Below are 26259 nucleotides of genomic sequence, written 5' to 3'. Positions count from 1 at the left end.
GTCACTCCCTCATTTTTTAATACTTTTGTTGTAAGATGGTTTTGGCACATTTACCGGAAAATAGACGAGAACCATCGCTATATCCTTCTTCTCGATCTTTTAATTCAGCGATTAAATATTTACGCAGTTGCTCAATGCGTTGCTGGTATTGTACATCATGAAGAGCATCGTGTGTTTCATTTGGGTCATTGGCGAGATGGAAATATTGTTCCCTGCCAGTTTCACTATACCAGATATATTTGTCTGTTGGCGTTACGATATAGTGGTTACTGAATCCCGAATGAAAACTGTGTTCGCCATGCAAATAAGAGCGTTTGATTTCTGTATCATGCAAAATCGTATCATACAAGGAAAGACCATCCACCGTTTCAGGAATCGGCAAGTCACACAAAGCTAACAGAGTTGGCATGATGTCGCGTAATTCACAGATACCCTGTATGCGTTTAGGAAGAAGATCCGCAATGTTTTTACCGATATGCATAAGGAAGGGAATATGGGTACTGCCTTCATAAGGGAAAACCTTACGCCATAGGCTATGATCAAACAGCATTTCACCATGATCACTGACAAAGAGGATGATGGTATCCTCATACATTCCTTCTTCACGAAGGGCACTGAGAATACGTCCAATCTGATGATCTACATGCGTGATGGAAGCATAATATCCAGCCATAGCATCATGACGCATAGCTGCATCATTACAACCATAGATGGAATCACTTGTAAAGCCATATTGCTTTGTCATCGCTTCATTATCCCAATCACCTTGTGCAGGTTCGCGCAGTTGCTTATCCTTATACATCGCATAGTAAGCAGGAGGAGGATCTAATGGCTGATGCGGACGAACAAAACTACTCATGAGAAAAAACGGCTTACTGCGATCTCTTGTCTTTAAAAAACGAATACTGTTATCAGCACACCAATTGGTAGGATGCAATCGTTCTTCATAGATCCATGGATGAGTGACCCAGGAATTACACTCAGCACCGCTGGCATTGACATCCGCATGACGATCTAAACTGTTTTGTAAGTCAAACAGATAATCATCACAGACCTCTTGATGCATCCAATGTGGTATATCATTGCCTCGATAACATCCCAAATACCCATCATGCAGCTTCAATCCTTGAAAGCCACATAATAACCGCGGCGGATGAACATGCATTTTGCCGATACATTGCGTTTGATAGCCGGCATTGCTAAACTCTTCTGCCAAATAATGCTCATATTCCCAAGGAATATTATCCTCATAGCCGACACGCCGGTGTGCTCTTTGACTTCGCCCTGTTAACAAAGCAGCGCGAGCGGGAATACAGCTGGGGCAAGCAGAATAGGCCTGTTCAAATAAGACACCATCATTTGCTAAAGAATCTAAATAAGGTGTTTTTACATCCGGATGATGTGCAATGGATAGGCAGTCGCCGCGGAACTGATCACACATCAATAAGAGGACATTTGCTTTTTTCATAGAAAACTCCTTTACTTTTTATATGGAGATACGCTACGCTATAAACAGATACTTTGCTTTGCGTAAGCTACAACATCTTCATTATAAGAAAAAACAGACGGTTTGTAAAATGATGCCGAAAAAGATGTCAAGATACTCATAAAAAAGACCATCTTATATAATAAATATATTTCATTCTACCAAATGATGTAATAAAATAATACGCATGAAAAAGAAAAGATCAGGGAAGGAAGGTTCTATATGAAACAGCTTAGTGTATTAATCAAACCGGCAGGTGCGGCCTGCAATATGGCTTGTGGATACTGTTTTTACCATGATGTCGCAAATCATCGCAAAGATTTTGCAGGTGTTATGACATATGAGGTGATGGAACTGGTCATTGCACGCGCTTTTGCATGTGTAGATGATGAGGGAAGTATTCATTTTGCGTTTCAAGGTGGAGAACCTACCTTAGCTGGATTGCCTTTTTTTATCTCTTTTATCAAACGGGTGAATGAAAAACAACATAAACAGCAAATACGTTACAGCCTGCAGACAAATGGCTTGTTGCTGGATGAAGCCTGGGCCCTTTTCTTAAAACAGCATGATGTTTTAACAGGAATATCACTTGATGGCTATGAATCATTGCATGAGCATATGCGAAAAGATGCGCAAGGGGAAAAGACGTATTGGCGTGTACTGCGTGCGTATGAATTATTACAAAGGCATGGTGTGAAAGTGAATATCTTAAGTGTGGTGCATGAGGAAAGTGTGGCGCATGTTAAGGCCCTGTATCATTTTTTTATCCAGCATAAGATGGAATATGTGCAATTGATTCCCTGTTTACCGGATTTGACAAATAAACATCGTTATTTATCGGCACAGGGATTTGCTCGCTTTTACATCGAGATGTTTCACTTATGGCATCAAGGCATTTCAAAGGGGCATCCCTTACATATCGGCTTATTTGATGATCTGTATCTCATGTGCATGGATTCTTTACCCTTAACTTGTGGGCGGCTGGGACGCTGTGCATTTCAGTATGTCATAGAAACAGATGGTACCATCTATCCATGTGATTTTTATGCATTGCCACAATTTGCCTGCGGAACGCTTGCTACTCACTCCCTGACGTCAGCAAGACAATGTGAGAGGGCAGAGCAATTCTTAAAACAAGAACTTCCTAAACAATGTCAAACGTGCTCCTATCTTAATTTTTGTCGTGGAGGATGCAAGCGCAAACGCGATATTTATTTAGAGGAAACGATTGGATATTGTGGGTATCGGGAATTTTTAGTACATGTATTACCAATTGTCTTAGCTGATATTTCATATGAAATAGAATGTAAGTGAATGAAAGGGAAGAAATATTGTTTCTATTATCAAAAAAGCAATAAATATAAAAAACAGAACAATATAGGGATTGTATAAAACGCTTTCATTATGTAATATTTAGGTATGGAAAACAAATCCAAATGAAGGAGGAACAGTTTTATGAAGAAAATGGTAGCATTAGCTTGTGCCGGCCTGATGGTTGCAAGCGTTGTTACAGGATGCGGCAGCAAGAAAGATGACGCTGACAAATCCGGCGGAGAAAAAAGAGTTCTGAAATTTGACTCATTCTCTGGTGGTAACGGAGAGGAAGTATGGAAGGATCTGGAAGCAGCATTTGAAAAGAAATACCCAGAAGTAGACGTTCAGATGCGCTTTGAAAAAGACTTACCAGCAGTTTTGAATAAAGAAAACGCTACAGGTACTTACTCTGATTTGGTTTACTACAACGTAGGACAGAAATCAGGATTCACAGAAAGCCAGCTGAACAGCGGCGAAGTTATGGATATCTCTGATGTATTCGCAAACGCAAAAGATGTTGATCAAGCATTTGCTGATAGTTCCGTATCTAAATATTTAGGTGATGGAAAGAACTATTTAGCACCAATCATGTATACTCCAGGTGCATTCTTCTACAATGCTGAATTGATCGGTGAAGGTAAGAAATATGCATTACCATCTACTTGGGATGAAATGTTTGCTTTAGGTGATCAGCTGAAGAAAGAAAAGGGACCAGCATTGTTCACATATCCAGTAAAAGGTTACTTCGATAACACATTGATCGGTATGTACAAACAATTAGGTATCCTAGATAAAGCATTATCTTATGATGATTCTACTTGGACTTCAAAAGAAGGTACAAAGATTCTTGAAACAGTTGGTAAATTAGTTGCTAAAGAAAACGGTTATCTGTTTAAAGATACGGTAGCTAACGCTAACGCAAAAGATGGCTTTACAAACAACCAGCAGGCTGTTATTGATGGTAAAGCATTGTTCATGCCTAATGGTTATTGGGTAAAGAATGAAATGAGCAAAACAACTCCAGAAAAAGGATTCAAATGGGGCGTTATGGCTCTGCCAGCATTCGAAAAAGATGGTAAACGTGCAATTGCATCCTTTACAGAACAGGCTTGGATTCCTAAGCAGGCTAAAAATTCAGCTGATGCTAAGAAATTCTTGGAATTCATCTACTCTGAAGAAGGCGCTGAAATTATGTTGAAACATGATATCGTTGCTCCTGTTAAGGGTATCACTGACAAGATTGACAAGAACTCTGACTTAGGTAAAGCATTCGCTACTTATAGTGAAAAGAACGTGGAAACTATCGTTGGTGCATCTTATGCAGCATACGACAAAAAAGCACTTCCTAAACTGGACTTCAACGCATCTTTATATGGACCAATTGATGACATCGCAACTGGCAAGAAAGATGTAGCCACTTGGAAATCTGAACTGATTAAACTGTGGAAAGAACTGAAAGCTAACCCAGTTAAATAAGTAAAAAAGTTGGTAATAATTAAGCGATGAGCCATCCAGTTCATCGCTTTTTAAAAAGATTGGAGGTTTCTATATGAACAAAAAGAAGGCCCAGCGTACATTTATCTTCGGATGTCTGGCGCCCGCAGTAATATTGGCTATCCTCTTTATTGCTGTACCAACGATTACCGTCTTTAAAGAATCCTTCTTTGATAAGACAGATTTGATTCATGACGGTGCATTTGTCGCTTTAGACAACTTTAAAGTATTATTCTCTGATGAAAGATTTATCGAATCTATGCAGAATATTATTTTAACTATTACGCTTGTAACACTCGTTACTTTAATACTAGCTATCTTATTCGCAACCCTGCTGACAAGAGAGGAATTCAGAGGAAAGAACTTCTTCCGTGTCATCTTCTATATTCCTAATATTTTAAGTATCGTTGTTATTGCCGGTATCTTCGCGGCTATTTATCAGCCATCCAATGGTATCTTGAATTCCTTCTTGGAAATGATTGGTTTGAGTGGCTTGACAAGAGCTTGGATGGGGGATCCGGATATTGTAAATTACTCTATTATCGTAGCATTGATCTGGCAGGCAATTGGTTACTATATGGTTATGTACATGGCGAGCATGTCATCCATTCCGGAAAACCTGTATGAAGCAGCTTCTTTGGAAGGTGCCGGTAAGATCAAACAGTTCTTTATGATTACCTTACCGCTTATCTGGAATAATATACGAACAACACTTACATTCTTCGTTATTTCTACGATCAACTTAAGCTTCATGTTTGTCCAGATTAATACGGAAGGTTCCCTAGGCACAGAAGTACCATTGAACTATATGTATAATAAAGCATTTGCCGGCAACTACAGCTATGGTATGGCTGCTGGTGTATGTATCTTCCTGTTCTCATTTGCCTTATCGGGCATTTTGAACAATATTACAAAACGTGACGTATTAGAGTTCTAGGAGGTAAACAAAATGAAAGAAAAAAAGAAATTTTCGCTATATAAAGTGTTTGTTTACGTCGCTCTAATCGCGTTAGCAATCACTATTATCGTACCAATCGTGTGGGTCTTCATGGCCAGTGTAAAGAGTCAGTCTGATTTAGTTCAGCGCAGTCCTTGGAGCTTACCTACACAGGTACTATGGTCAAACTTTGCGACTGCATTTCAAAAAGCACGCATGGGTGACTACCTGGTGAATTCCGTCATTGTAACGGCGATGAGTATATTCTTCCTATTGATCGTTGCACTGCCTGCATCTTATGTATTGGCACGGTTCCGTTTCAAAGGAAAGAAATTCTTTAATGCATTATTTATGGCAGGACTTTTCATTAATACGAACTATATTGTATTACCGATTTATGTTATGCTGTTCCATTGGGAAATTGCATTACAGGTACAGGATGTGTTCTTAAACAATAAAATCATGCTGTCACTGATATATGCGGCAACGTCGCTGCCATTTACGATCTATTTGCTCAGCGGCTACTTCCAAACTTTGCCGAAAGCTTATGAAGAGGCGGCTTTGATTGATGGCTGCGGATACTTTAAGACAATGACTAAGATTATGATACCGATGGCCAGACCTAGTATCATTACGGTTATCTTATTCCAATTCTTAGCATTCTGGAATGAATATATCATGGCCTTTACATTAATGGAAAAAGACAACTCAACTTTGGGAGTCGGTTTGAAATTCTTGATGGCAGATCAGCGAGCGGCTGCAGACTTTGGTGTTATGTATGCCGGCTTGGTAATCGTCATGGTTCCGACACTGATTTTGTACATCTTAGTACAGAAGAAACTGACCGAGGGCATGAGCCTTGGCGGTTTGAAAGATTAGGAGACGATTATGGGAAAAACGACTGGAAGAGTGACATTACCTGGAGAATCTAATTTCCTTGAAGAAAGTAAAGACCTGCTGAAACGCTGGGGTGCCGATGCCATTCGTGACAGTGACGGCACTAAGCTGGATGAAGGAATCAAATCGTTAGATGCCAAAATTTATACGACTTATTTTGTTGCCAGAGGACATAATGAATTTGCTCAGCAGCATATGGAGGAATGTCAGCAGATTTATCTGATGAGTCCTTATACACTAGCCGATAAAGAAGAAATTACGATTGCCTTTGCGGCTGAATATTTTGATCAGCAGGTAACACCGGATTATGACCATGATCCAAAGGAATGGTGGGAAGTTATTGATCGTACAACACAAGAAGTTGTTGATGTGAAGGATTGGGATATAAATACAAAAGACCATACGCTTACGATACATCATGCTAAGAAGTTCCATGAATATACCGTTTCTTTTCTGGCTTATATCTTATGGGATCCAACACAGATGTACAATCACATCACCAATGACTGGGGTGATAAACCTCATGAAATTCCCTTTGATGTACGAAAACCTTTCTCTCGCGCATATGTCGTACAATATTTAAAAGACTGGTTGGCTGATGAAGAGAATAAACGCTGTGATGTCGTACGATTTACAACGTTCTTCTATCACTTTACGTTAATCTTCAATAAGCTGGCAAAAGAAAAATTTGTGGATTGGTGTGGATATGGCGCTAGTGTTTCTACTGAGGCAATTTTAGCCTTCGAGAAAGCCTATGGCTATCGCTTACGCCCAGAAGTATTTGTAGATAATGGATACTACAACTCAACTTTCTGTGTACCAACCAAAGAATATTTGGAATACATTGATTTCCAACAGCGCTTTGTTGCGGAAACGGCAAAAGAATTGGTACAGTTGGTTCATGATGCTGGCAAAGAAGCTATGATGTTTTTGGGAGATAACTGGATTGGTACGGAGCCTTATGGCAAATACTTTCCGGAAATCGGCTTAGATGCTGTTGTCGGAAGTGTTGGCGGAGGTGCTACCTTGCGCTTGATTTCCGATATTCCCGGAGTGAAATACCATGAAGGACGATTCCTTCCATATTTCTTCCCGGATACCTTCTATGAAGGAAATGATCCGACGATTGAGGCAATTGATAACTGGTTAAGTGCACGTCGTGCGATTATGCGTAAACCAATTGATCGTATCGGCTATGGCGGATATCCTAGCTTAGCTTACAAATTTCCAAAGTTTGTAGACTATATTGAAAAAGTTTGTGATGAATTCCGTGAAATCTATGATCGTGTACATGGTCAAACACCATATTGCGGATTAAAGGTAGCAATCTTAAACAGCTGGGGTGCTTTACGCAGCTGGCATGCATATATGGTTGCCCATGGCTTGTATTGCAAACAAATTTACTCATACAATGGTATGCTGGAATCGCTTAGTGGTGCCAGCGTAGATGTTGTCTTCCTCAGCTTCGATGAGGTGTTGGAACATGGTATCCCAGAAGATATTGATGTTATCATCAATGCAGGGGATGCCCACACCGCATTCTCCGGCGGAGATGTTTGGAAGAATGAAAAATTAATCTCCATGATGCGTGAATGGATCTATAATGGCGGTGGATTTGTCGGTATTGGTGAACCAGCAGCAGTTGAAAACGGCGGAAGATTCTTCCAGCTGGCGGATGCTTTAGGTGTCGATAAAGAATTAGGTTTCACACTACACACGGATAAATATTTCCACACCCCATTAGCAAGTCACTTCATTACGGAAGATGTAGTGGAAGAATTGGACTTTGGTGAAGGTATGAGAAACATTTATGCGCTGAATGAAAATACCGAGATTATTTCCTACAGCAACGGCGAAGTACACTTAGGTGCACATACTTATGGAAAAGGAAGAGGCGTTTATATTGCCGGTCTTCCATACAGCACGCAGAATACACGCGTACTGCTGCGTTCTCTCTATTATGCGGCACATAAAGAAGAAGAATTTAAAAAATGGTATGCGGATAACCTCTATTGTGAAGTTCATGCATACCCGGATAACAACATGTATGCAATTCTAAATAATACCAATCAAGAACAAAAAACAAATGTGTATGATGGAGAAGGCAATCATGTCGCAGTAACACTCGCCCCTGGTGAAATAAGATGGATGGTGATAAATGATGGAAAATAATGCAGTGAAAAATATAATCATGGCAATCTTGTTCTTCGTGTTTCTTGGACTGATCATTGTCGGACAGAAAACCGTCAGTGTGGCAAATCTAGGCATGGAATTCATCGGCCTTGCGGGATTGCTCGTTCTGCTGTATTTATACAACAGAAAATACAAATAACAGGAGGTAATAAGAATGGCTGAATTATCATTAAGACATATTGATAAGATATATGACAATAATGTCCAGGCAGTATTTGACTTCAACCTGGAGATTAAAGACAAAGAGTTTATCGTCTTTGTAGGACCATCCGGCTGCGGTAAATCAACAACATTGCGTATGATTGCCGGGTTGGAAGACATCAGTGCCGGAGAATTTTACATTGATGGCAAATTGATGAATGACGTGGAACCAAAGGATAGAGATATTGCGATGGTTTTCCAGTCTTATGCATTGTATCCACACATGAGTGTTTACGATAATATGGCATTTGGCTTAAAGCTGAAAAAAGTGCCAAAAGAAGAAATCGACAAACGTGTGCATGAGGCTGCACGTGTTCTGGAAATTGAAGAATATTTGGATCGTAAGCCCAAAGCTTTATCAGGCGGACAGCGTCAGCGTGTTGCTTTAGGACGTGCGATTGTACGTAATGCGAAAGTATTCTTGATGGATGAGCCACTGTCAAACCTGGATGCAAAGCTACGTGTACAGATGCGTAGTGAAATTATCAAATTGCATGAGCGTATCAATGCGACAACGATTTATGTAACTCATGATCAGACCGAAGCTATGACGATGGCTGACCGTATTGTTGTTATGAAGAAAGGGTATATTCAACAAATCGGAAGTCCTAAGGAAATCTATAATAATCCTGCCAATATGTTCGTTGCCGGATTCCTGGGAGCACCTGCCACAAACTTCTTAACCGGGATTTGCAAAGGACACAGCTTTATCTGTAATGATCATGAAATCAAACTGCCGGAAATGTTCCATGAAGCATTGAAGCCATATGATGGCAAAGAAATTGTGATGGGTATTCGTCCAGAAGATTTGCATGGTGAAGGTATCGTTGCCGATACGTATCCAACGGCACATTTCCAATTTGATGTAGATGTCAGCGAATTGCTAGGTCATGAATTCATCCTGCATGGCAAATGGGGCAAGCAACGTTTAGAAGCAAAGGTTGCGGCACGTATGGAAGCCCGTGCACATGAAACGATTGAACTTGCTATGGATTTAAGTAAGGTACATTTCTTCGATCAAGAAACAGAATTAACGATTGTATAATAAGAATTCCCCCATCTTTCCATAAGGAAAGGTGTTGCTGAAGAGGCAGATATGGATAAATAGCATGTCCCCTCCTCTAATATATAGCCTCTTCAGCTATAGGAAGAGTCGATCTGACATCAGGAAGGAATTGCAGATTGACAAAAAATCCCGTGATAAGCGGGATTTTTTATGTGAAATGTTTCTATAATATCTTATAAGCATGATGTTACCAATTCAATAGCTAGGAATAAAAGGACCAGATAAGATCAATGGATATGTAAGTAATTGTAGAAGCGTTAAAAATTTGCAAACACAACTGTTTTAAGCAAGCTTTTTTAAATATCCTACGTCATCAGAAAGTGAGATACTACTGTTTATTTCGTTTGGCATACTTGTAATTGCAGTTGGGTGATATATTCTTCTTTTTGGCGTGTCTCATGCACATCAATGACAAAAAACTCCATGGCTTCTGATACGATCGTATAGTGATGCTGTTGACAATATTCGATCATCATTTTCAAATGTTGATAATCAGGATCACGCGGTCCTTGGTAATAAAGATTGAGATAAAGACCCTCAGGCAATGTGAATTCATAATCTGTTAAAGTGTCTTCCATGATAAAAACAGAGGAAGGATGAATATGGTTCTTATCTTCAATGTTCAAAAAGCAGCCAGTGTGAAAATTGCCGATTGTATAAATATTGTCTTCATATTCTTTGCTGAGCTTAATCAATTGATATTCAATATCATCGTGAATATCATCAGTAGCTAAGGAAACACATTTACGTTGGTTAAGATGCAAAAGCTCCATCTTATCAAAGACAACTTTGGTACTTTTCAATAAAGAAGCTTTACGACGCTGTAAATCCTTTTTCAGTTTTTTTAGCTCTTGAATACGTTGATCGACAATACGTTCTTCCTCTTCCATAAAGGCAAGGCTATTTTCAATTGTACGGTTTTCTAAATAGGCGGCAATATGCTTCATGGAGAATCCTAAATTACGTAAATCGCGGATCATGTTCAAACGATAAATGTCACTTGTCGTATATTGCCGATAGCGATTCTTGTCACGCATGGGATGAAGAATACCGATTTCTTCATAATAACGTAAGGAATCTACGCCAATATTGTATAATTTAGAAATTTCATTAATTTTATAGTAGTTTTTCATGTACACCTCTTGACTCTGGTATTATACCAAGGTTTATAATGCTCATGCAAGTGAGGTGTTTTATGAATCATAAAAAACAGTTTTTAAAATTTGTCGTGCCATCCATAGTATCAATGCTAGTATTTAATTTATATACGATGATCGATGGTATTTATGTTGCACGTTTTGTTGGTGAAAAAGCCTTATCGGCAGTCAATATCGCTATGCCCTATATAAATTTTATATTTGCTTTTTCCATTTTATTTTCCGTTGGGACATCGACGGTCGTGGCTATTTTTCGAGGAGAAAATAAGCTGGTACAAGCGAATCAGACATTTACGCGAAATACACTGTTTTTAAGCGTCTGCGGTATCGTTATTACGTTGGTTGCACAATATTTCTTAAATGATTTAGCACGCTTTTTAGGTGCTAGTGAAGCTACGATGCCCTATGTGCTGGATTATTTGGGAACAATCGCATGGTTCAGCTTTTTTTTCATCGTATCGTATTCTTTAGAAGTATTAGTAAAAACAGATGGATTTCCTCGTTTAGCTACCGCAGCCGTAAGTGTTGGGGCAGTCACAAACATTGTGATGGACTTTGTCTTAGTCGTTGTATTTCCTATGGGAATCAAAGGGGCAGCTTTAGCTACCGGATTATCACAGGTGTTAACTTTTACCGTATTCTTTCTTCATTTTTTGATGAAAAGGGGAAATATTCATTGGTGTCGTACAACTTTAGATATGTCGGTGTATAAGCGCATTCTGCCTATCGGTATAGCTGACTTTATCACGGAAATGTCGGCAGGCGTCATCGTCTTTCTTTTTAACCATGCTATTTTAAGATATATAGGGGATGATGGAATTGTCACCTATACGGTGATTACGTATATATACAATCTGGTGATGATGACCTTTACAGGAATATCACAAGGAACACAACCTTTAGTCAGCTTTTATCATGGAAAAAAGGAGCCCGCGACCTGTGCATTATTTTTACGCTATGCCCGTATATCAACATTTACAATATCAATTGTTGCCCTTGGTTTCTGCCTGTTGGCAGCACCGCTTATAGTTTCCATATTTATTGATACAAATATACAGCCCTTATTTCATGATAGTGTAAAAGCCTTTCGCATGTTTTCCCTATGTTATTTGGTTATTGGCTATAACATTATATATAGTGGTTATTTTGCAGCTTTGGAAAAAAACCGATATTCTTTTACAATCTCTATGTTGCGGGGATTTGTATTCATAGCTTTTTCTATCTGGGTGCTGGGATGGCTATTTCAAGGAGATGGCATATGGCTTGCGACCTTGTTATGTGAATGTATGACCTTATTATGCAGTACTTGGTTTATGCATACGGAATATAAAAAGAGAAAGCAAGCATCTTCATAATGCTTAGGATTGTTTGATATGTATTATAAAAGCCTGTTTTCATGATCAACTCTTATATATACAGCATGTGGACATGTCTGGGTAATATTTGAGAAATCATGTAGGAAACAGGCTTATTTTTGATTCTGTATTTTTTCTAGTGCTTCTAACAAATAGAAGAGACGATAATTATCTTTTTCCGATAGCTTAATATTTACGTTATATAAGTAATGTTGTAAGACATCGGCATCTTTTAAGATTTCCGATATCGTACCATCATGACGACTCATTTTATCAGAATGAACAGCGATGACATTACGAATGATCTGAACTTCTTCTTCAGTGAAGGCCTTCGTTTCGTTTAATAGCTTTTCCGCGTATTCACTACTGCGTTTGGCGTGAACAGCATGAGGACAATTTTCCGTATATAAAGCAATATCATGTAGCATAGCCGCTATGCAGGCAAGCTCTACATCAGCTTTCCGAATGGTTGCCAAAAGCGCTGCGGCTTGTGCAACACCATACGTATGAATATAAGCGAATTTACGTGTTTCTTCTTTTTGTAATTTGTTGATTTCTTGATCAACTTTTTCGCGTATTAATTCCAGGCGGTCCATATCATCACCTCTTTTTATTATTCTAGCATGTATACAGTGCTTTGTATAGGCTTTCAGAGTGTTTTGGTCATAAGTATCTTTGTTCGACAAAGTTTTTTAACGTGTTCATAAAAACTAACCATAATTACTATTTACGCAATAAAATTACCGAACAAGAAGAATATATTATATGTGGTTATTGTCCTAAAAATGCATAAAAATGGCAGATTATTTACTTTTTTATCTTGCATAATCGCTTATTTGACTTGCATGTAATAGAATGCTAAAATAGTAACGAAGGATGGGATTATTTCGCGTGTTTGTGTAATCCTTCCATACACAAAACTGCAATCAAAAATAGGATGTAAATGCAGCTATCTTCATCGTTATCTTAAAAACAGTATAACGAATTTCTTCTGTAAGGATGGGAGCCTTATGGAAGGTGGAACAACATTATGTACATTATTTCTAGCGGATAGATAGTAGGGCATTTCAAAACTTATAGAAAATAAGTGAAAGGACGTGTGGCGAAATGGCAAAGGAAATTTTTGACGTTACACTTTTTAATGAATTCACGATTACATGTGGCAAAGAAAAAGCGATTATCACCGAATATCTTGGAAAACAGCTGGTAAATCTTTTTCAGGTATTTCTTTATTACCGTGAACAACCGGTGCACAAAGATACGCTTATCGAAATTTTATGGCCGGAAAGCGATAATCCGATAAGCGCGTTAAAGTTTACGATTCATCGTTTTCGAAAGGATGTACAAAAAATACCTTTTTTTGAAGGTAAGGAATTGATCTTGACCGTTAAACAGGGTTATCAGTTAAATCCTGATTTTGAATGGCATATTGATTCGGAAGAATTTGGTAATCTTTGGGAAGAAATCAAATTTGAGGAGAATCTCAGTGCAAAAACGATGAAGATAGCGTATCGCATGGTAGACCTATATAAGGGGAAATTTTATATATCAAATTCACAGCTTATGTGGACACAACAAGTATGTGAATTCTATCGGCATGCGTATGTGAAATGCGTGATAAAGATATGTAAGAAACTGTTGGAAGAGCAAAAATATGAGGAAATGATGACTTTAAATTATCAGGCAATCTTATTAGAACCGTTTTATGAAGGTCTGCACTATTATTATATGAAAGGTTTACTTGAAACGAGTGATTATCACAAAGCATTGCGATATTATGATGATTTAAATGAATCTTTTGTAAAAGAGCTTGGAACAGGTTTATCGATGCGATTTAAAGAATTATATGATGCCATCATGAGTGATCATGAAAACATTGAACGTGTAAAAATTGATAGTTTATTGAAACAACTATCAAGACGAACCGAGGAAGAAGGCGGATTCTACTGTACCTTTGAAATGTTTAAGTACATGTACGAGTTGGTCATGAAAAGCGCTATGCGAGATAATAAGCGTTTATATCTGATATCTTTTGAAATCAGTCATGAAGATGATAAAGAAGAAGAAGTATTTAAAGTAGTGAACAAGGTGAAACATCTGATTGCGTTATCCTTACGTAAGAATGATTTGTTTGCGAAAATCAATGAAGGACAATTTATTGTCTTAGTAGATTGTCAGACGGTAGAAAATGCTTATCTGATTATTCAGCGTATCAGTCATCGCTTTTATAAAAAATTCCGTAATAAGAAATTACGTCTGAATTATTATGTCACGGAAGCAAAATTACTTGATCCAGAGGAAGCAGAATAAAAAAAAGAGTGCACAAAAAGGGCAGAAGCGATTCTGTTCTTTTTTAGGGCAATTAATTATTAGATAGTCAAATTTTTTAGAGGTTTTCACCAGAAATTTAGGGAGAAAGAAAAAAACAAACGAATCTTTAAGCCCTCTAAAGTTTGATCCCCTAAACGAACCCTTAATTCAGATCGCTAAAGATTTTGGATATTCTTTTTATTATCTGAGGGGAAATATCGTTTTTATCGTTATCTAGTGTACCAAGGATGTAGTTTCTTATGCACTGATATGTATCGTTGTGAAAAGTAATAAAAACATGCTGAAAAAAGGGGTTAAAAAGAATCACTTCAAATGTTACCTAAGCCCAAACACGTCTTTTTTTCAAAAGAAAACAGTAGCTGATTTAAAATAAAACCATTTTATAACTAGTCTGCTCATATAATGAAAAAGTAAAGTCAGTGGTGGCTTTATTTTTATGTTAGGGAGTATAAATGAAAGAGAAAGGAGATGGAGAAGATGAGAAGAAAATGCGCTAAAATATTTGTGATATTTGCCTTGTTGTTACAGCTGGTACCGAGTAATTTTATGACAATCACGGCAAAAACGACAAAGACAACGACGGGCAACGTTGTGGAAGTAACAATGGAAAATGATTCTGTTCAAGTGATTACCAAAGAACAGTTGCGTCAAATGGCAAACAAGCAACCTTCTTTGACTGTTAAGGTTCTGTTAGCTGATGAAATTCTTGATGATATCAATATGATCTTAACGGATGGTAATGATCCTGGTGATACCCAAATTTCACTGGTAAATGGTTATCGTGTTATTAACATGATGCTTGATCAAAAGCCGTTTATTTCTGGAAGTAAGATATCCTTAAAAGCGAATGATGGCAGTAATTTGCATAAAGTGCTTACGATAGAAGTCGCAAAAGATCAAAAACAAGCGTCATTAACAAAAGGAACACAGCCGTATGAAGAAACGATGCATAAGGTAGTTTACATTGTGAATCAAGAAGAAACAATAGAGTATGTGAAGCATGGTGAAATGCCCAAACATGCACCAATCGTTAATGGTGGATTTTGGACGAAAGATGGCCCTGGTGGAAATGCAATCGTCCCCAATCAGACACCAATTTATGAGGATACAAAATTCGTTTTTCATAAAGGGAATAAAGAGGAACTTATCACCATTACCTTTGATCCTGCCAATGGAACAATCGATGGCAGTTCCGATAAATATGAACAGCAAATATATAAAAACAATTCTTTAATTGACAATCAAATTCCTACCCCTATCCCAAATGATTCGCGACAAGTATTTATGGGATGGTCACTGCAGGAAGATGAATCAAATACACAGGATAAAGATAAGCTATATACAAATGAAGATATAGCGAAGCTTATCTTTTCGGCGAATGCCACCTTTGTAGCAATATATCAGAATACTGAAAAAGAAGGTTGGCATTTTATATTTGCGCAAGAATCTTCTAATGTCGAGGTGTTTTATAGCGAGGATGGAAAAACCATTCAGCAGATGCAGAAAGGCCGCTCACATGAAGTGATTGATGAAAATGGTTATGTGGAATTTTTCGTAAAAGTGCCAACAGGCTATTCGGCAGGCACACAGTTTTTGCATCATAATGCATCAACTATGGAAGGATTGGATGCTACTACAGGAGAAGCAATTTATCGTGGAGGAATCTATACGCCAATCCATTCTTTTAAGAACACGCAAGCAAGAGAATTGGCGATTGAGAAAGGATGTACTACGGCTTTTTTCTATAGCCAGTCCACACCGAATCTGAAATATAGAGAATTTAAGATTGCTGCTAAAATCGTAAATATTCAAGTTAAATATGACTTAAATGGTGGAACATCGGTTACCCCGATTACTGATCAAAACGTTTATCATCATCCAGATACAAATGTAAAAGAAAATATAATCAAAGTGAGTGAACAAACACCAACTCGTCCAGGGTATGTTTTCAAAGGATGGAAATTACAGGATGAGGATAAGATTTACCATGCGCATGATGAAATTCAAGTAAAAGATGTTTGGAAGTATGAAAATGATTATGACATCACTTATACCTTTACCGCTTTATGGGAACCTTTGCATGCATATAAGGTGCATTATGATTTACAAGGCGGTCTTTATGAAAATAATGCATCGATTGCTGATGAAATAGTGCAATTTGATGACATTGTGAATATTGGGTATCGGCCAATGCGCAAGGGTTATACGTTTGATGGTTGGTATTACAAGGACACCAAAGTCGCTTCAAAAACAGCATATCAAACACTCGTCCAAAACGATGAAGAAGTAAAGGAAATCACGTTAGTTGCCAAATGGATCAAGGATGATACGCAATGGGTACGTATCACGTTTCAAGAAGGGGAACATGGAAAACTAATGAATAATCCCTTTACTGAAAATTTACTACCTAATGAGAATGGTTCTTTCTATATGGAAGTATTAAAAGGAACAAATTGGACTGATCATAACTATCAAATGCCGCTAATTATCGCGGATCATGGTTATGATGTTGCAGACCCTGCATGGAAATCAAACGATGAAAAATATACATTTGAAGAATATGTACAGGGAAAGGTAGCTTTTTATCAAGATGTTACGTTTATTGCACAATATAAAGAATTAGCATATGTAACGATACAATATAGTATCACAGATAAAGATGGTAAGCCGATTGTTGATGAAGAGGGAAATGTACTCAGCGTAGGAAAATTATCATTGGAAACAGAACAGGTGAATCCGGTGATTGGTCAACCAGCAGGTTCAAAAGTGGTATATGATAATGCGAATGATGATTATGTATTTGCTTATTGGCTGACACCAAATCAGCAGAAAGTATATGATTTTGAGATTATGCCAACACAGAAGGATCATGTGTGGGTAAGTGAAACTTATAAAGCTGTTTTCTTACCAGATGAAAATCATAATGGAAAACCTGATGAGAATGAAGTTTTATCCATGTATTATGATGCAAACGGTGGCAGTGGAAGTGTCATCGATGAAATGATGTATCATGTAAAAGATCAAGTACTAATAAAGGACAATGACTTCACATATCCAAAGGAAAATGTTATCTTCATCGGCTGGAGCAAACAGCCATTTACAGTGATTTTGGCAGATGGCAAGGCACCTCAAGAGATGTTACAGCCAAAGGATAGCTTCGCCATCATGGAGACAACGACGCTATATGCCGTATGGGCTATGGATGAAAATGGTAACCATATTCCAGATTATCAAGAATCTTTGTCGATGAATTATGATGCAAACGGTGGCAGTGGAAGTGTCATCGATGAAATGACGTATCATGTAAAAGATCAAGTACTAGTAAAGGATAATGCCTTCACATATCCAAAGGAAAATGTTATCTTCATCGGTTGGAGCAAACAGCCATTTACAGTGATTTTGGCAGATGGCAAGGTACCTCAAGAGATGTTACAGCCAAAGGATAGCTTCACCATTATGGAAACAACGACGCTGTATGCCGTATGGGCTATGGATGAAAATGGTAACCATATTCCGGATTATCAAGAATCTTTATCGATGAATTATGATGCAAACGGTGGCGTTGGAAGTGTCATCGATGAAATGACGTATCGTGTAAAAGATTAAGTACTAGTAAAGGATAATGTTTTCACTCATCCAAAGGAAAATGTTATCTTCATCGGTTGGAGCAAACAGCCACTAACAGTGATTCCGACAGATGGCAAGGCACCTCAAGAGATGTTACAGCCAAAGGATAGCTTCACCATCATGGAGACAACGACACTGTATGCCGTATGGGCTATGGATGAAAATGGTAACCATATTCCAGATTATCAAGAATCTTTGTCGATGAATTATGATGCAAACGGTGGCAGTGGAAGTGTCATCGATGAAATGACGTATCATGTAAAAGATCAAGTACTAGTAAAGGATAATGCCTTCACTCATCCAAAGGAAAATGTTATCTTCATCGGTTGGAGCAAACAGCCACTAACAGTGATTCCGACAGATGGCAAGGCACCTCAAGAGATGTTACAGCCAAAGGATTACTTCACCATTATGGAAACAACGACACTGTATGCCGTATGGGCAATGGATGAAAATGGTAACCATATTCCGGATTATCAGGAAGAGCGCTTTACGGTTACATTTATAGCAGGAGAACATGGAAAATTACTTGGAACAACCACATATAAAAATTATTTGGTCAAGTCAGCAATTCATGACGCACAGCATTATAAAGAACCTACACCGGTAGCAGAAGATGGCTATGTGTTTGATAAATGGGTGATCGTTGATAAAGATGGACATGCACTTTTAGAAGTTGCAGAACCTGGCGCATATGTGATTCACGGCGATACGATTGTCAAGGCAGTATTTGCAAAGGATGACAACCATGATGGAATTCCGGATGAGCGTGAAGAAAAATTAAGGGTAAATTTCGTTGTGGCAGAACATGGTGCATTAGAAGGGACTACTCAATATAATGAAGTGTTAGCAAATACGAAACTCAAAAATGTAATAGATTATCAGACACCAAAACCAAAGGGAGCTGCTGGTTATACTTTTGATAAATGGATCGTTAAAACGGTGTCGAATAAGGAAGGGATAGAGATTAAGGATCCAAGCGAATATACGATAACCGAAAATACCGTATTTTATGCTTACTTTGCTAAAGATGAGCATGGAACAGATCCTATTCATCCCGATCATGGAGATGGCATTCCAGATAAATATCAAGTTGAAGTAAACTATGAAGTAAAAAATGGTACACTTGTTGGAACAAGGAAGACCTATGTAACCCTATATGATGAAAACAATGAGCCTTCACAAACTGGGAACGGTCAATTAACAGCGTTGCAGATTCCTTTGGCAATTGCGGATAAAGGCTATGACCAAAGCAGCCTACAATGGTATCCAGTATGGCCAGAAGCTGGTATGAAAATCAAAGAAAAGATGACGTTTAAAGCCAAGTTTGAAACGGCTGATTATCAATTGACTATTCGATATGTTGATGAGGATGGCAATCGCATAGCTGAAGATTATCAAACAAAGATTGCTTACCTGAATCGCTATGAAATAACATCTCCACATGTGGATACCTATGTTTTGGAAAATGAAAATGATCATATAATCACAGGCAGCATGGATGCGGAAGATAAAGAAATCGTTGTTCATTACACCAAAGACATTCATGGGACAGATCCAAAGCATCCCGATAAAGGAGACGGCATTCCAGATAAATATCAAGTGGCAGTTCATTATGAAGCTGAACATGGAACGGTTGCTTTTGATCGTGTATATGTGACATTACGAGATGAAGAAGGAAATTTTGCAACACATGGAAGTGGTAAACTAAGGGTTGATCAGATTCCAACAGCTATAGCAGATGAAGGATATGAGCAAGAAAGTGCGTCCTGGGTAAATAAAAAACCGACCATCGATATGATCATAACAAAAGATACGACGTTTAAGGTTGTTTTTCAAGCAAGTAAAGAACCTGAAAAACCAGTGACACCAAGTGATCCCGAGAAGCCAGATACTCCTCAAAACCCTGAGGAGCCAGATACTCCTGTAACACCAGATAAACCTGATACCATACCTCCAACGAATGGAGGCAATACCGTTGATGCTCCTCAGCTTCCAGAAACAACGAATAGACCAATCGTAGCAGAACAGCCTAGGATGCCATCAGTTTCAGATACAAGACCATTCGCACCAAACATAATGGGGAATACGCAATCGAATGGAGAAAGTGAACATGTTGATGAAAATGAGACACCGTTAACAAATGGGGATGTAGAAGTAATTAAGGAAAATGTAACACCGAAAGCGAAAGGCACGGAAGCAAACTGGGCGATCATGAATTTCATATGCATGATCATTACGGTATTACTGGCAATACTTCTGTTATTATCAAAAAGTAAAAATGAAGAGAAATTAGAAAATGATAAGACGTATTCTTATGATGAGCAAGAAGATTATCAGGAAGAAAAACGCAGCTTATTTATAAGAAGTCTTGCCTTACTGCTTGCGATTATTTCAATCATTGTCTTCTTCTTAACGGAGGATATGAGTTTGCCGATGGTTATTATTGATAACTGGACAATTTATATGCTATGTTTTGTTATCGTACAGCTTATTGTCTTTATTTTAGGCAGACGATGGAAAGAAGTAGAGCAGGAAGAAAAACAAAAAGCTTAATGTAAAGAAAAGACGCGCTTCGCGTCTTTTCTGCATTTTGACCAAAATAAAAAAGCTGTTGCATATCACCTAGAAAGGCTCATTTGCAACAGCTTAATGAATAAAGGATATTTAAATTATCGTGGGGATAAAACCTGCCTCTAAATTATCATGGGGTTTACAGAGAGCTTACCTTTAAACTATTGTGGGGTGGGTTCTTTTGTTCATTTCACAAAAAAACCTTTCGTTGTAGAATATCATTGTCAAACATTATTCTTAACGAAAGGAGTGGTTTTCCACTATGGATATTATAACAGATTTATTGAATATACCTCAAGAAGATGTTTTATCCTCTTCCTCTTCTCAAAGTGAAAACGGTTCTTTGATTATCGACATTACTCTCGTATCTAAAAAGTTTAGCTGTCCTTCTTGTGGTTCTTATTCCACACATATTAAAGACTATAGAACTAAATCTATTACCCATTCTGCGCTGAACAGCCGTTCTTGTCTGATACGCTATCGTGCCAGACGCTTTGTGTGCACTGTATGTGGCAGAACTTTTTTTGAATCAAATCCCTTCCTGCCTTCCGGGCATACTATAAGCAGCCTTACTGTTCTTAATGTGCTGAATGAGCTGAAAGAGTCAAATTCTACTTTCTCCAGCGTTGCACGGCATAATTATATTTCTCCAACTAAGGCTCAGGAAATCTTCGATCTTTATGTCCGTATAAAGCGTAGAACTTTTCCTAAAATCATATGTATCGATGAAGTCTATGCTTTGAAGGATAATCATAGTAAGTATGTCTGCCTTCTTCTTGATTTCAAATCTCATCAGCTGATTGATATGCTTCCTGAGAGAAAAAAGTATTCTCTTCTCAATTACTTTGAAAGGATTCCTATAGGTGAAAGATCAAATGTCCAATACTTCATTATGGATATGTATCAGCCATATAGAGATGTTGTTCATTTTCGTTTTCCTAAAGCCAAAATTGCTGTAGACTCTTTCCATGTTGTTAAAAATATCAATGATTCCCTGAATGCAGTCAGGGTCCGTATTATGAAAGGATATAAGTCAAACACTGTAGAATATTATCTGCTGAAGAATTTCAACTGGCTTCTTCTTGAAAAAGAAGTACGAGAAGGTAAGCGCAGGTTCAATAAACGGTTAAATCAATATATCAATTATCCGCAGCTGCTTGACCGCATATTGGCTATATCCCCAGAATTAAAGGAAGCCTATCAGATCAAAGATAGATACCTTCTCTTCAATACATACAGCGATTTCAGTAATGCAGAAAAAAATTTCAATGAGATGATGTCATTGATACGAAAATCTCATATTCCTGAAATAGTAGTAATCCATAAAATGTTGAATAACTGGAAAGAAGAAATCATCAATTCTTTTATTCTCGTAGATGGAAGACGGTTGTCGAATGGCATCATGGAATCTCGTAACTCTATTGTAAAACTGATCAAGAAAACGGGTAATGGATATGTGAATTTCGCGCGCTTCCGTAACCGTTGTATGTACTGCATGAACAGAGATGCACTGCCTTGCCTCTCTGATGCACAGCTTCCAATCAGAATGAACGGAAAGAAACGCGGTACCTATAAAAAATAACTATCATGCATACAATGTTTGACATATAAAAAAGAAGTAATTTGTTCATTCCCGAACCTTATTACTTCTTTTTTGAAACCCCACGTTAATTTAGAGCGTAGCAGTTAGATGCTAAAACCCCACAATAATTTAGAGCCTTTTTTCGCTCAACCCCACGTTAATTTAGAGCCCCTGAATAAATGATTATTCAGCTACAACGTTAGCAGCCTGCTGACCACGGTCACTGTCAACTACATCAAAAGAAACTCTCTGTCCTTCTTCTAATGTACGGAAACCATCAGACTGGATGCTTGAATAGTGTACGAATACATCCTTACCTTCATCAGAAGTGATGAATCCATAACCTTTTTCTGCATTAAACCATTTTACTTTACCTGTACTCATTTTTAGTACCTCCTTATAAATTTAATAAGAAGCACTCAAATGTATAAAAAAATCACAAACATCGGATCCTGTACATATTGAGTCATAAATACAATTCCGAGAATTTGTGAATCTTGAAATCATAGTTATTGCTTTTTATTACAGATTTACAATAACACTTCTTTTGCATAAAGTCAATCGTTTTCTATTTTTATCTAACCTTTTTCTAAAAAAGTTGGATGTTTTATTAACAATGGCTGTATCCGTTTATCGAAATGGCAAAAATATTTGAAAGCAGTTTCAGATTTATCGGAATTGGGGTATAATAGATACATAAAAGAAGAGGAAACGAAAGGAGTACGCCTATGTTGATAAAAGATGAATTCCTGCGTGCAGCGATTGCCAGAACATTGCAATTGAAGGAAGAGGAAATTGATGAAAAGGCAATGGAGCGTTTAGTCAGTTTATCTGCTCGAAGTGCCGGCATTATATCATTAGAGGGACTGGATACAGCTGTGAATCTGCAATATTTGGATTTATGTGGAAATAGTATTGAAGATCTTGATCCTATTAAAGATCTACGCGAAGTAGAGTATTTGAATCTATCTAAGAATATGCTGCGAGATATACAGGCTTTAAGAGGATACCGGCAATTATTGCGTTTGGATATTTCCCGTAATAATTTATATACCATGGATATCAGTGCAATTGCGGGTATGATTAATCTAGAAGAACTAAATCTGGAACGTAGTAAAGTTGATAACTTGGTTTATTTGGAAAATGCCAAAAAGCTGCATAAGTTATATATCAGTATTGAGAATGGTCCATTTCCACTCAGTATCTTAGGCACGTTAAATGAGTTAAAAGAACTTCATATGAATAAGATGTGGTTATATGATATTGCGGATCTGACTTATCTCAAAAACATTGAAGTATTAGATTTATCAACCAATCTGTTTTCTGATTTATCGCCTTTGCAATATATGAAAAAAACGTTGCGCAGTCTTAACCTGACGAATAACCAATATTTGAGTGATTGTAGCATTTTGGAAGAGTTTCCTAACTTAGAGGTCTTGGAATTATCCTTTGACAGCATCAAAGATTTTTCCTTTTTGAAAAAGTTGAAAAACTTAAAAGATTTGCGTCTTATCCAAAGTGGGCTAAGTGATTTGCGTATCTTAAAAGGGTTGAATAAGTTAGAAAAATTAGATATCTCAGAGAATCGTGTTACACATACGGAAGTCTTAAAAGATATGAAAAATTTGCGTTATTTTAAGGCAAGCTGCTGTTTCCTACACGATATTGACTTTTTAAAAAATGCGAAAGAGTTAGTTGAAGTCAATGTGTATAATAATTCGATCACGGATATTAGTGTATTAAAAGGCTGTGAGAAAATGACGGCATTGGATGTTGGGAATAATGCGGTACGTGACATCTCATGTTTAGAGGATATGAAAAACTTGGAATGTCTTTGTTTATCACATAATAATATTTCCGATCTGACTGCTTTAGAGAATTTAACGAATCTGGGTACCATTGATTTATACAACAATGTGATTACTGATATCAGACCATTAAAGAAATTGGTTAATTTATCATCGTTGCGTTTAGATCATAATGGAGTCATGGATTTATCACCACTAAAAGATTTGACATATTTGAGTTCTCTAACATTAAAAGCAAACTATGTTACAGATCTGACACCATTAAAGAATTTAAAAAATTTATATGAATTGCGGTTGGATGAAAATCCAATAGAAGATATTTCCATGTTAGAAGATATGGAATATTATGATAAATTCTCTTATTAAAAAGGTGGGTAGCTCATGGAAATGAACTACCTACCTTTTTTGTGAAGTTTCATGGGTAACGCAAGAGCGAAACTGATCAAGGATTTCTTTAAAGTAACCGAAGGCATCTTCATAAACCTGCGTTTGGCGAGGATCTACACCGGCATGCATCAATTCATCTAAAGGCGCTTCACTGCCGCCTTTTGTAAGGAACTCGCGATAGGCATCAACTTCACCATTTAAGATTTTCTTGGCAAAGCTAATGGCAACCGACATGCCTAAAGTGTATTTGTACACATAGAAGTTATAATAGAAATGAGGAACATGATAACAGCCGTAACGCTGTAAATCATCCACAATGACACTGTCACCAAAATAGTCTTTATTAAGCTGCTCATACAGATCACATACATCTTTTGAGGACAGTGCTTCTCCTTTTTCAATGGCTTCATATAACTGATATTCAAAAGTAGCATACATGGTTTGACGATACATCGTGCCAATCATCTGATTCAATAGATTGCTTAATAAATAAGCCTTATGGTCATTATTATCAGAATGCTTTAATAAATAGTCATTTAATAATAGTTCATTGACTGTAGAAGCAACCTCGGCAACAAAAATACGATATTCTGCTAACATTGCGCGATTATGCTTATGGGAATAATAAGAATGCATAGAATGTCCGAATTCATGTGCCAGTGTACTAAGGGAATCATATTCTCCTGTAAAGTTTGTTAGAATAAAAGGCTTGGAATCATACGTACCTGCAGAATAAGCACCAGAGCGCTTCTTTTCATGTGGCATAAAATCAATCCAGCGTTCTTCTCTAGCTACATCAAGCATAGCGATATAATCCTCACCTAAAGGAGCCAATGCTTTTTTTAAAATGGCAAAGCAGTCATCCACCGTATATGTGATATCTACAGATTTTACTAAAGGAAGGGCAATATCATAAACATGCTGTTGTTGTAATCCTAAGATTTCTTTACGTAACTTAAAATATTCATGGGCATAAGGCCGATACGTCTCATTACCCATTCGTACTACCAAATCAAACAGCGCTTTTTCTACACCATCTTCAAACAGACTTGCTTCTAAGGTAGAAGGAAAGTTCCGTAAGCGTGCTTCAAAAGCTTTTCCTTTGATATGTCCGCTTAATAGATTCAGAAAGACATTTTGATATCGTTTATATTCTTGAAAGTAATGTTCAAATGCTTCTTTACGTACCTTTTCATCGGGATTTAGTAAGAATTGATGGTAGTTACCACCATTTAGAAAAACCGGTTTTCCATCTACCATCACTGGTTCAAATTCTAGCCGGAAACTTTCATAGGTGGATTCTGGTACACGTAAAATATCCTGCATTTGTGCCATCATCACTTCTTTTTCTTCATCCAATTGATGAGGCATGCGACGAAAGATTTCTTGCATTGGATAACGATATGCATTGCATGCATCCTCTGCTAAATACTTTTCAATACTTTCTTTCTCTTTCATGACTTCTAAGTCCACAAAGTTTAGTGCGACCACCGTTTTTTGATAAAGAACATATGCTTTGGAAAGATTTTGTTGTGCTGTTTCTTCATCAGGATCTACATCTGTATACATACGGGCATAGCTGATAAGATTATTCAGTTTTCGGGATAATTCTTCTTGTTGATCAAAAAAATCACAAAAGCTTTCTTTTGTATCCGCTATATGACCTTTTTGTTTTGTCAGTGCATTGACTAAGGATTCACATTCCTGATAACATGTGTTAAATGCCTCTTGTGAAGCAAACATACTGGAAAGATCCCATGTATATGCGCTATCTATCTGATTTCGTTTCATATCATCACCTCTAGTTAGTATTGTAGTACGAAAAAAAACAATTCACAAGTTTCTGCAAA

Annotated in this window: 18 protein-coding genes; 13 read left to right on the top strand and 5 right to left on the bottom strand. The window is 37.5% G+C overall.

All coding sequences use genetic code 11. The features are described 5' to 3' along the window. Window positions 1-16 precede the first annotated feature (16 nt). On the bottom strand, window positions 17-1468 hold the full coding sequence (locus KJS44_RS11430) for an arylsulfatase (RefSeq protein ID WP_008687165.1): 1452 nt from the start codon (window positions 1466-1468) through the stop codon (window positions 17-19). Window positions 1469-1708: 240 nt separating this feature from the next. Between KJS44_RS11430 and KJS44_RS11425 the strand changes: the two genes are divergently transcribed. From KJS44_RS11425 to KJS44_RS11395, 7 genes are all read left to right on the top strand, one after another. Next, window positions 1709-2800, top strand: a complete 1092-nt coding sequence (locus KJS44_RS11425; RefSeq protein ID WP_008687167.1) for a radical SAM/SPASM domain-containing protein — start codon at window positions 1709-1711, stop codon at window positions 2798-2800. A 141-nt stretch (window positions 2801-2941) separates the two neighbouring features. Next, window positions 2942-4276 (top strand): carbohydrate ABC transporter substrate-binding protein, encoded by a 1335-nt coding sequence (locus KJS44_RS11420; RefSeq protein ID WP_008687170.1) that lies wholly within the window; start codon window positions 2942-2944, stop codon window positions 4274-4276. A 73-nt stretch (window positions 4277-4349) separates the two neighbouring features. Beyond that, complete coding sequence (locus tag KJS44_RS11415; protein WP_008687172.1) at window positions 4350-5231, top strand: carbohydrate ABC transporter permease; 882 nt, start codon at window positions 4350-4352, stop codon at window positions 5229-5231. Between the two features lie 12 nt (window positions 5232-5243). After that, window positions 5244-6110, top strand: coding sequence for a carbohydrate ABC transporter permease (locus KJS44_RS11410; RefSeq protein WP_008687174.1), 867 nt, complete (start codon window positions 5244-5246; stop codon window positions 6108-6110). A gap of 9 nt (window positions 6111-6119) precedes the next feature. Then, complete coding sequence (gnpA, locus tag KJS44_RS11405; protein WP_008687177.1) at window positions 6120-8300, top strand: 1,3-beta-galactosyl-N-acetylhexosamine phosphorylase; 2181 nt, start codon at window positions 6120-6122, stop codon at window positions 8298-8300. Beyond that, on the top strand, window positions 8287-8460 hold the full coding sequence (locus KJS44_RS11400; protein WP_008687178.1) for a DUF6903 family protein: 174 nt from the start codon (window positions 8287-8289) through the stop codon (window positions 8458-8460). Before gnpA ends, KJS44_RS11400 begins: the two co-directional genes overlap by 14 nt. 15 nt (window positions 8461-8475) lie before the next feature. Next, entirely contained in the window at window positions 8476-9567 is a 1092-nt protein-coding gene (locus KJS44_RS11395; protein WP_008687180.1) for an ABC transporter ATP-binding protein, read from the top strand. A 356-nt stretch (window positions 9568-9923) separates the two neighbouring features. On the opposite strand, the gene KJS44_RS11390 is transcribed toward KJS44_RS11395, so the two are convergent. Continuing rightward, window positions 9924-10721, bottom strand: coding sequence for a MerR family transcriptional regulator (locus tag KJS44_RS11390; RefSeq protein WP_008687181.1), 798 nt, complete (start codon window positions 10719-10721; stop codon window positions 9924-9926). Window positions 10722-10783: 62 nt separating this feature from the next. On the opposite strand from KJS44_RS11390, the gene KJS44_RS11385 reads away from it, so the two are divergent. Then, complete coding sequence (locus KJS44_RS11385) at window positions 10784-12100, top strand: MATE family efflux transporter (protein WP_008687184.1); 1317 nt, start codon at window positions 10784-10786, stop codon at window positions 12098-12100. Between the two features lie 113 nt (window positions 12101-12213). Here the strand turns inward: KJS44_RS11385 and KJS44_RS11380 are convergent, their stop codons facing one another. Next, window positions 12214-12696 carry an HD domain-containing protein gene (locus tag KJS44_RS11380; RefSeq protein ID WP_008687185.1) on the bottom strand — a complete coding sequence of 161 codons (483 nt, stop codon included), beginning with the start codon at window positions 12694-12696 and terminating at the stop codon, window positions 12214-12216. A gap of 511 nt (window positions 12697-13207) precedes the next feature. Between KJS44_RS11380 and KJS44_RS11375 the strand changes: the two genes are divergently transcribed. The 4 genes from KJS44_RS11375 to KJS44_RS11360 all read left to right on the top strand — a co-directional run bounded on the left by KJS44_RS11375 (window position 13208) and on the right by KJS44_RS11360 (window position 22214). After that, a complete protein-coding gene (locus tag KJS44_RS11375) occupies window positions 13208-14410 on the top strand; it encodes a BTAD domain-containing putative transcriptional regulator (RefSeq protein ID WP_008687186.1) in 1203 nt (400 codons plus the stop codon). Between the two features lie 498 nt (window positions 14411-14908). After that, the gene (locus KJS44_RS11370; protein ID WP_017144710.1) at window positions 14909-18037 is read left to right on the top strand and encodes an InlB B-repeat-containing protein; all 3129 of its coding nucleotides are present in this window, start codon (window positions 14909-14911) and stop codon (window positions 18035-18037) included. Window positions 18038-18115: 78 nt separating this feature from the next. Next, a complete protein-coding gene (locus KJS44_RS11365) occupies window positions 18116-20614 on the top strand; it encodes an FILTED domain-containing surface protein (RefSeq protein ID WP_017144709.1) in 2499 nt (832 codons plus the stop codon). 280 nt (window positions 20615-20894) lie between these two features. Beyond that, the gene (locus tag KJS44_RS11360) at window positions 20895-22214 is read left to right on the top strand and encodes an ISL3 family transposase (RefSeq protein WP_119957504.1); all 1320 of its coding nucleotides are present in this window, start codon (window positions 20895-20897) and stop codon (window positions 22212-22214) included. Between the two features lie 183 nt (window positions 22215-22397). On the opposite strand, the gene KJS44_RS11355 is transcribed toward KJS44_RS11360, so the two are convergent. Next, a complete protein-coding gene (locus KJS44_RS11355) occupies window positions 22398-22598 on the bottom strand; it encodes a cold-shock protein (protein WP_008687192.1) in 201 nt (66 codons plus the stop codon). Window positions 22599-22942: 344 nt separating this feature from the next. Between KJS44_RS11355 and KJS44_RS11350 the strand changes: the two genes are divergently transcribed. Beyond that, window positions 22943-24388, top strand: coding sequence for a leucine-rich repeat domain-containing protein (locus KJS44_RS11350; protein ID WP_008687194.1), 1446 nt, complete (start codon window positions 22943-22945; stop codon window positions 24386-24388). Between the two features lie 30 nt (window positions 24389-24418). Here KJS44_RS11350 and pepF read toward each other — a convergent pair whose 3' ends face one another. Then, window positions 24419-26200, bottom strand: coding sequence for an oligoendopeptidase F (pepF, locus tag KJS44_RS11345; RefSeq protein WP_008687196.1), 1782 nt, complete (start codon window positions 26198-26200; stop codon window positions 24419-24421). Between the last annotated feature and the right edge of the window lie 59 nt (window positions 26201-26259).

The sequence above is a fragment of the Longicatena caecimuris genome (genome assembly GCF_018406465.1).
In the GTDB taxonomy this organism is placed as follows: domain Bacteria; phylum Bacillota_I; class Bacilli_A; order Erysipelotrichales; family Erysipelotrichaceae; genus Longicatena; species Longicatena caecimuris.
The sequence above is the reverse complement of the archived record's forward strand: the minus strand, read 5'-3'. Positions and strand labels throughout refer to the sequence as shown.

Excerpts from the sequence above, each read along its gene's own strand:
- KJS44_RS11355 (WP_008687192.1), bottom strand. The coding sequence starts at position 22,598 with ATGAGTACAGGTAAAGTAAAATGGTTTAATGCAGAAAAAGGTTATGGA.
- KJS44_RS11415 (WP_008687172.1), top strand. The coding sequence starts at position 4,350 with ATGAACAAAAAGAAGGCCCAGCGTACATTTATCTTCGGATGTCTGGCG.
- KJS44_RS11420 (WP_008687170.1), top strand. The coding sequence starts at position 2,942 with ATGAAGAAAATGGTAGCATTAGCTTGTGCCGGCCTGATGGTTGCAAGC.
- pepF (WP_008687196.1), bottom strand. The coding sequence starts at position 26,200 with ATGAAACGAAATCAGATAGATAGCGCATATACATGGGATCTTTCCAGT.
- KJS44_RS11400 (WP_008687178.1), top strand. The coding sequence starts at position 8,287 with ATGATGGAAAATAATGCAGTGAAAAATATAATCATGGCAATCTTGTTC.
- KJS44_RS11375 (WP_008687186.1), top strand. The coding sequence starts at position 13,208 with ATGGCAAAGGAAATTTTTGACGTTACACTTTTTAATGAATTCACGATT.
- KJS44_RS11385 (WP_008687184.1), top strand. The coding sequence starts at position 10,784 with ATGAATCATAAAAAACAGTTTTTAAAATTTGTCGTGCCATCCATAGTA.
- KJS44_RS11395 (WP_008687180.1), top strand. The coding sequence starts at position 8,476 with ATGGCTGAATTATCATTAAGACATATTGATAAGATATATGACAATAAT.
- KJS44_RS11350 (WP_008687194.1), top strand. The coding sequence starts at position 22,943 with ATGTTGATAAAAGATGAATTCCTGCGTGCAGCGATTGCCAGAACATTG.
- gnpA (WP_008687177.1), top strand. The coding sequence starts at position 6,120 with ATGGGAAAAACGACTGGAAGAGTGACATTACCTGGAGAATCTAATTTC.
- KJS44_RS11390 (WP_008687181.1), bottom strand. The coding sequence starts at position 10,721 with ATGAAAAACTACTATAAAATTAATGAAATTTCTAAATTATACAATATT.
- KJS44_RS11410 (WP_008687174.1), top strand. The coding sequence starts at position 5,244 with ATGAAAGAAAAAAAGAAATTTTCGCTATATAAAGTGTTTGTTTACGTC.
- KJS44_RS11425 (WP_008687167.1), top strand. The coding sequence starts at position 1,709 with ATGAAACAGCTTAGTGTATTAATCAAACCGGCAGGTGCGGCCTGCAAT.
- KJS44_RS11380 (WP_008687185.1), bottom strand. The coding sequence starts at position 12,696 with ATGGACCGCCTGGAATTAATACGCGAAAAAGTTGATCAAGAAATCAAC.
- KJS44_RS11360 (WP_119957504.1), top strand. The coding sequence starts at position 20,895 with ATGGATATTATAACAGATTTATTGAATATACCTCAAGAAGATGTTTTA.
- KJS44_RS11430 (WP_008687165.1), bottom strand. The coding sequence starts at position 1,468 with ATGAAAAAAGCAAATGTCCTCTTATTGATGTGTGATCAGTTCCGCGGC.
- KJS44_RS11370 (WP_017144710.1), top strand. The coding sequence starts at position 14,909 with ATGAGAAGAAAATGCGCTAAAATATTTGTGATATTTGCCTTGTTGTTA.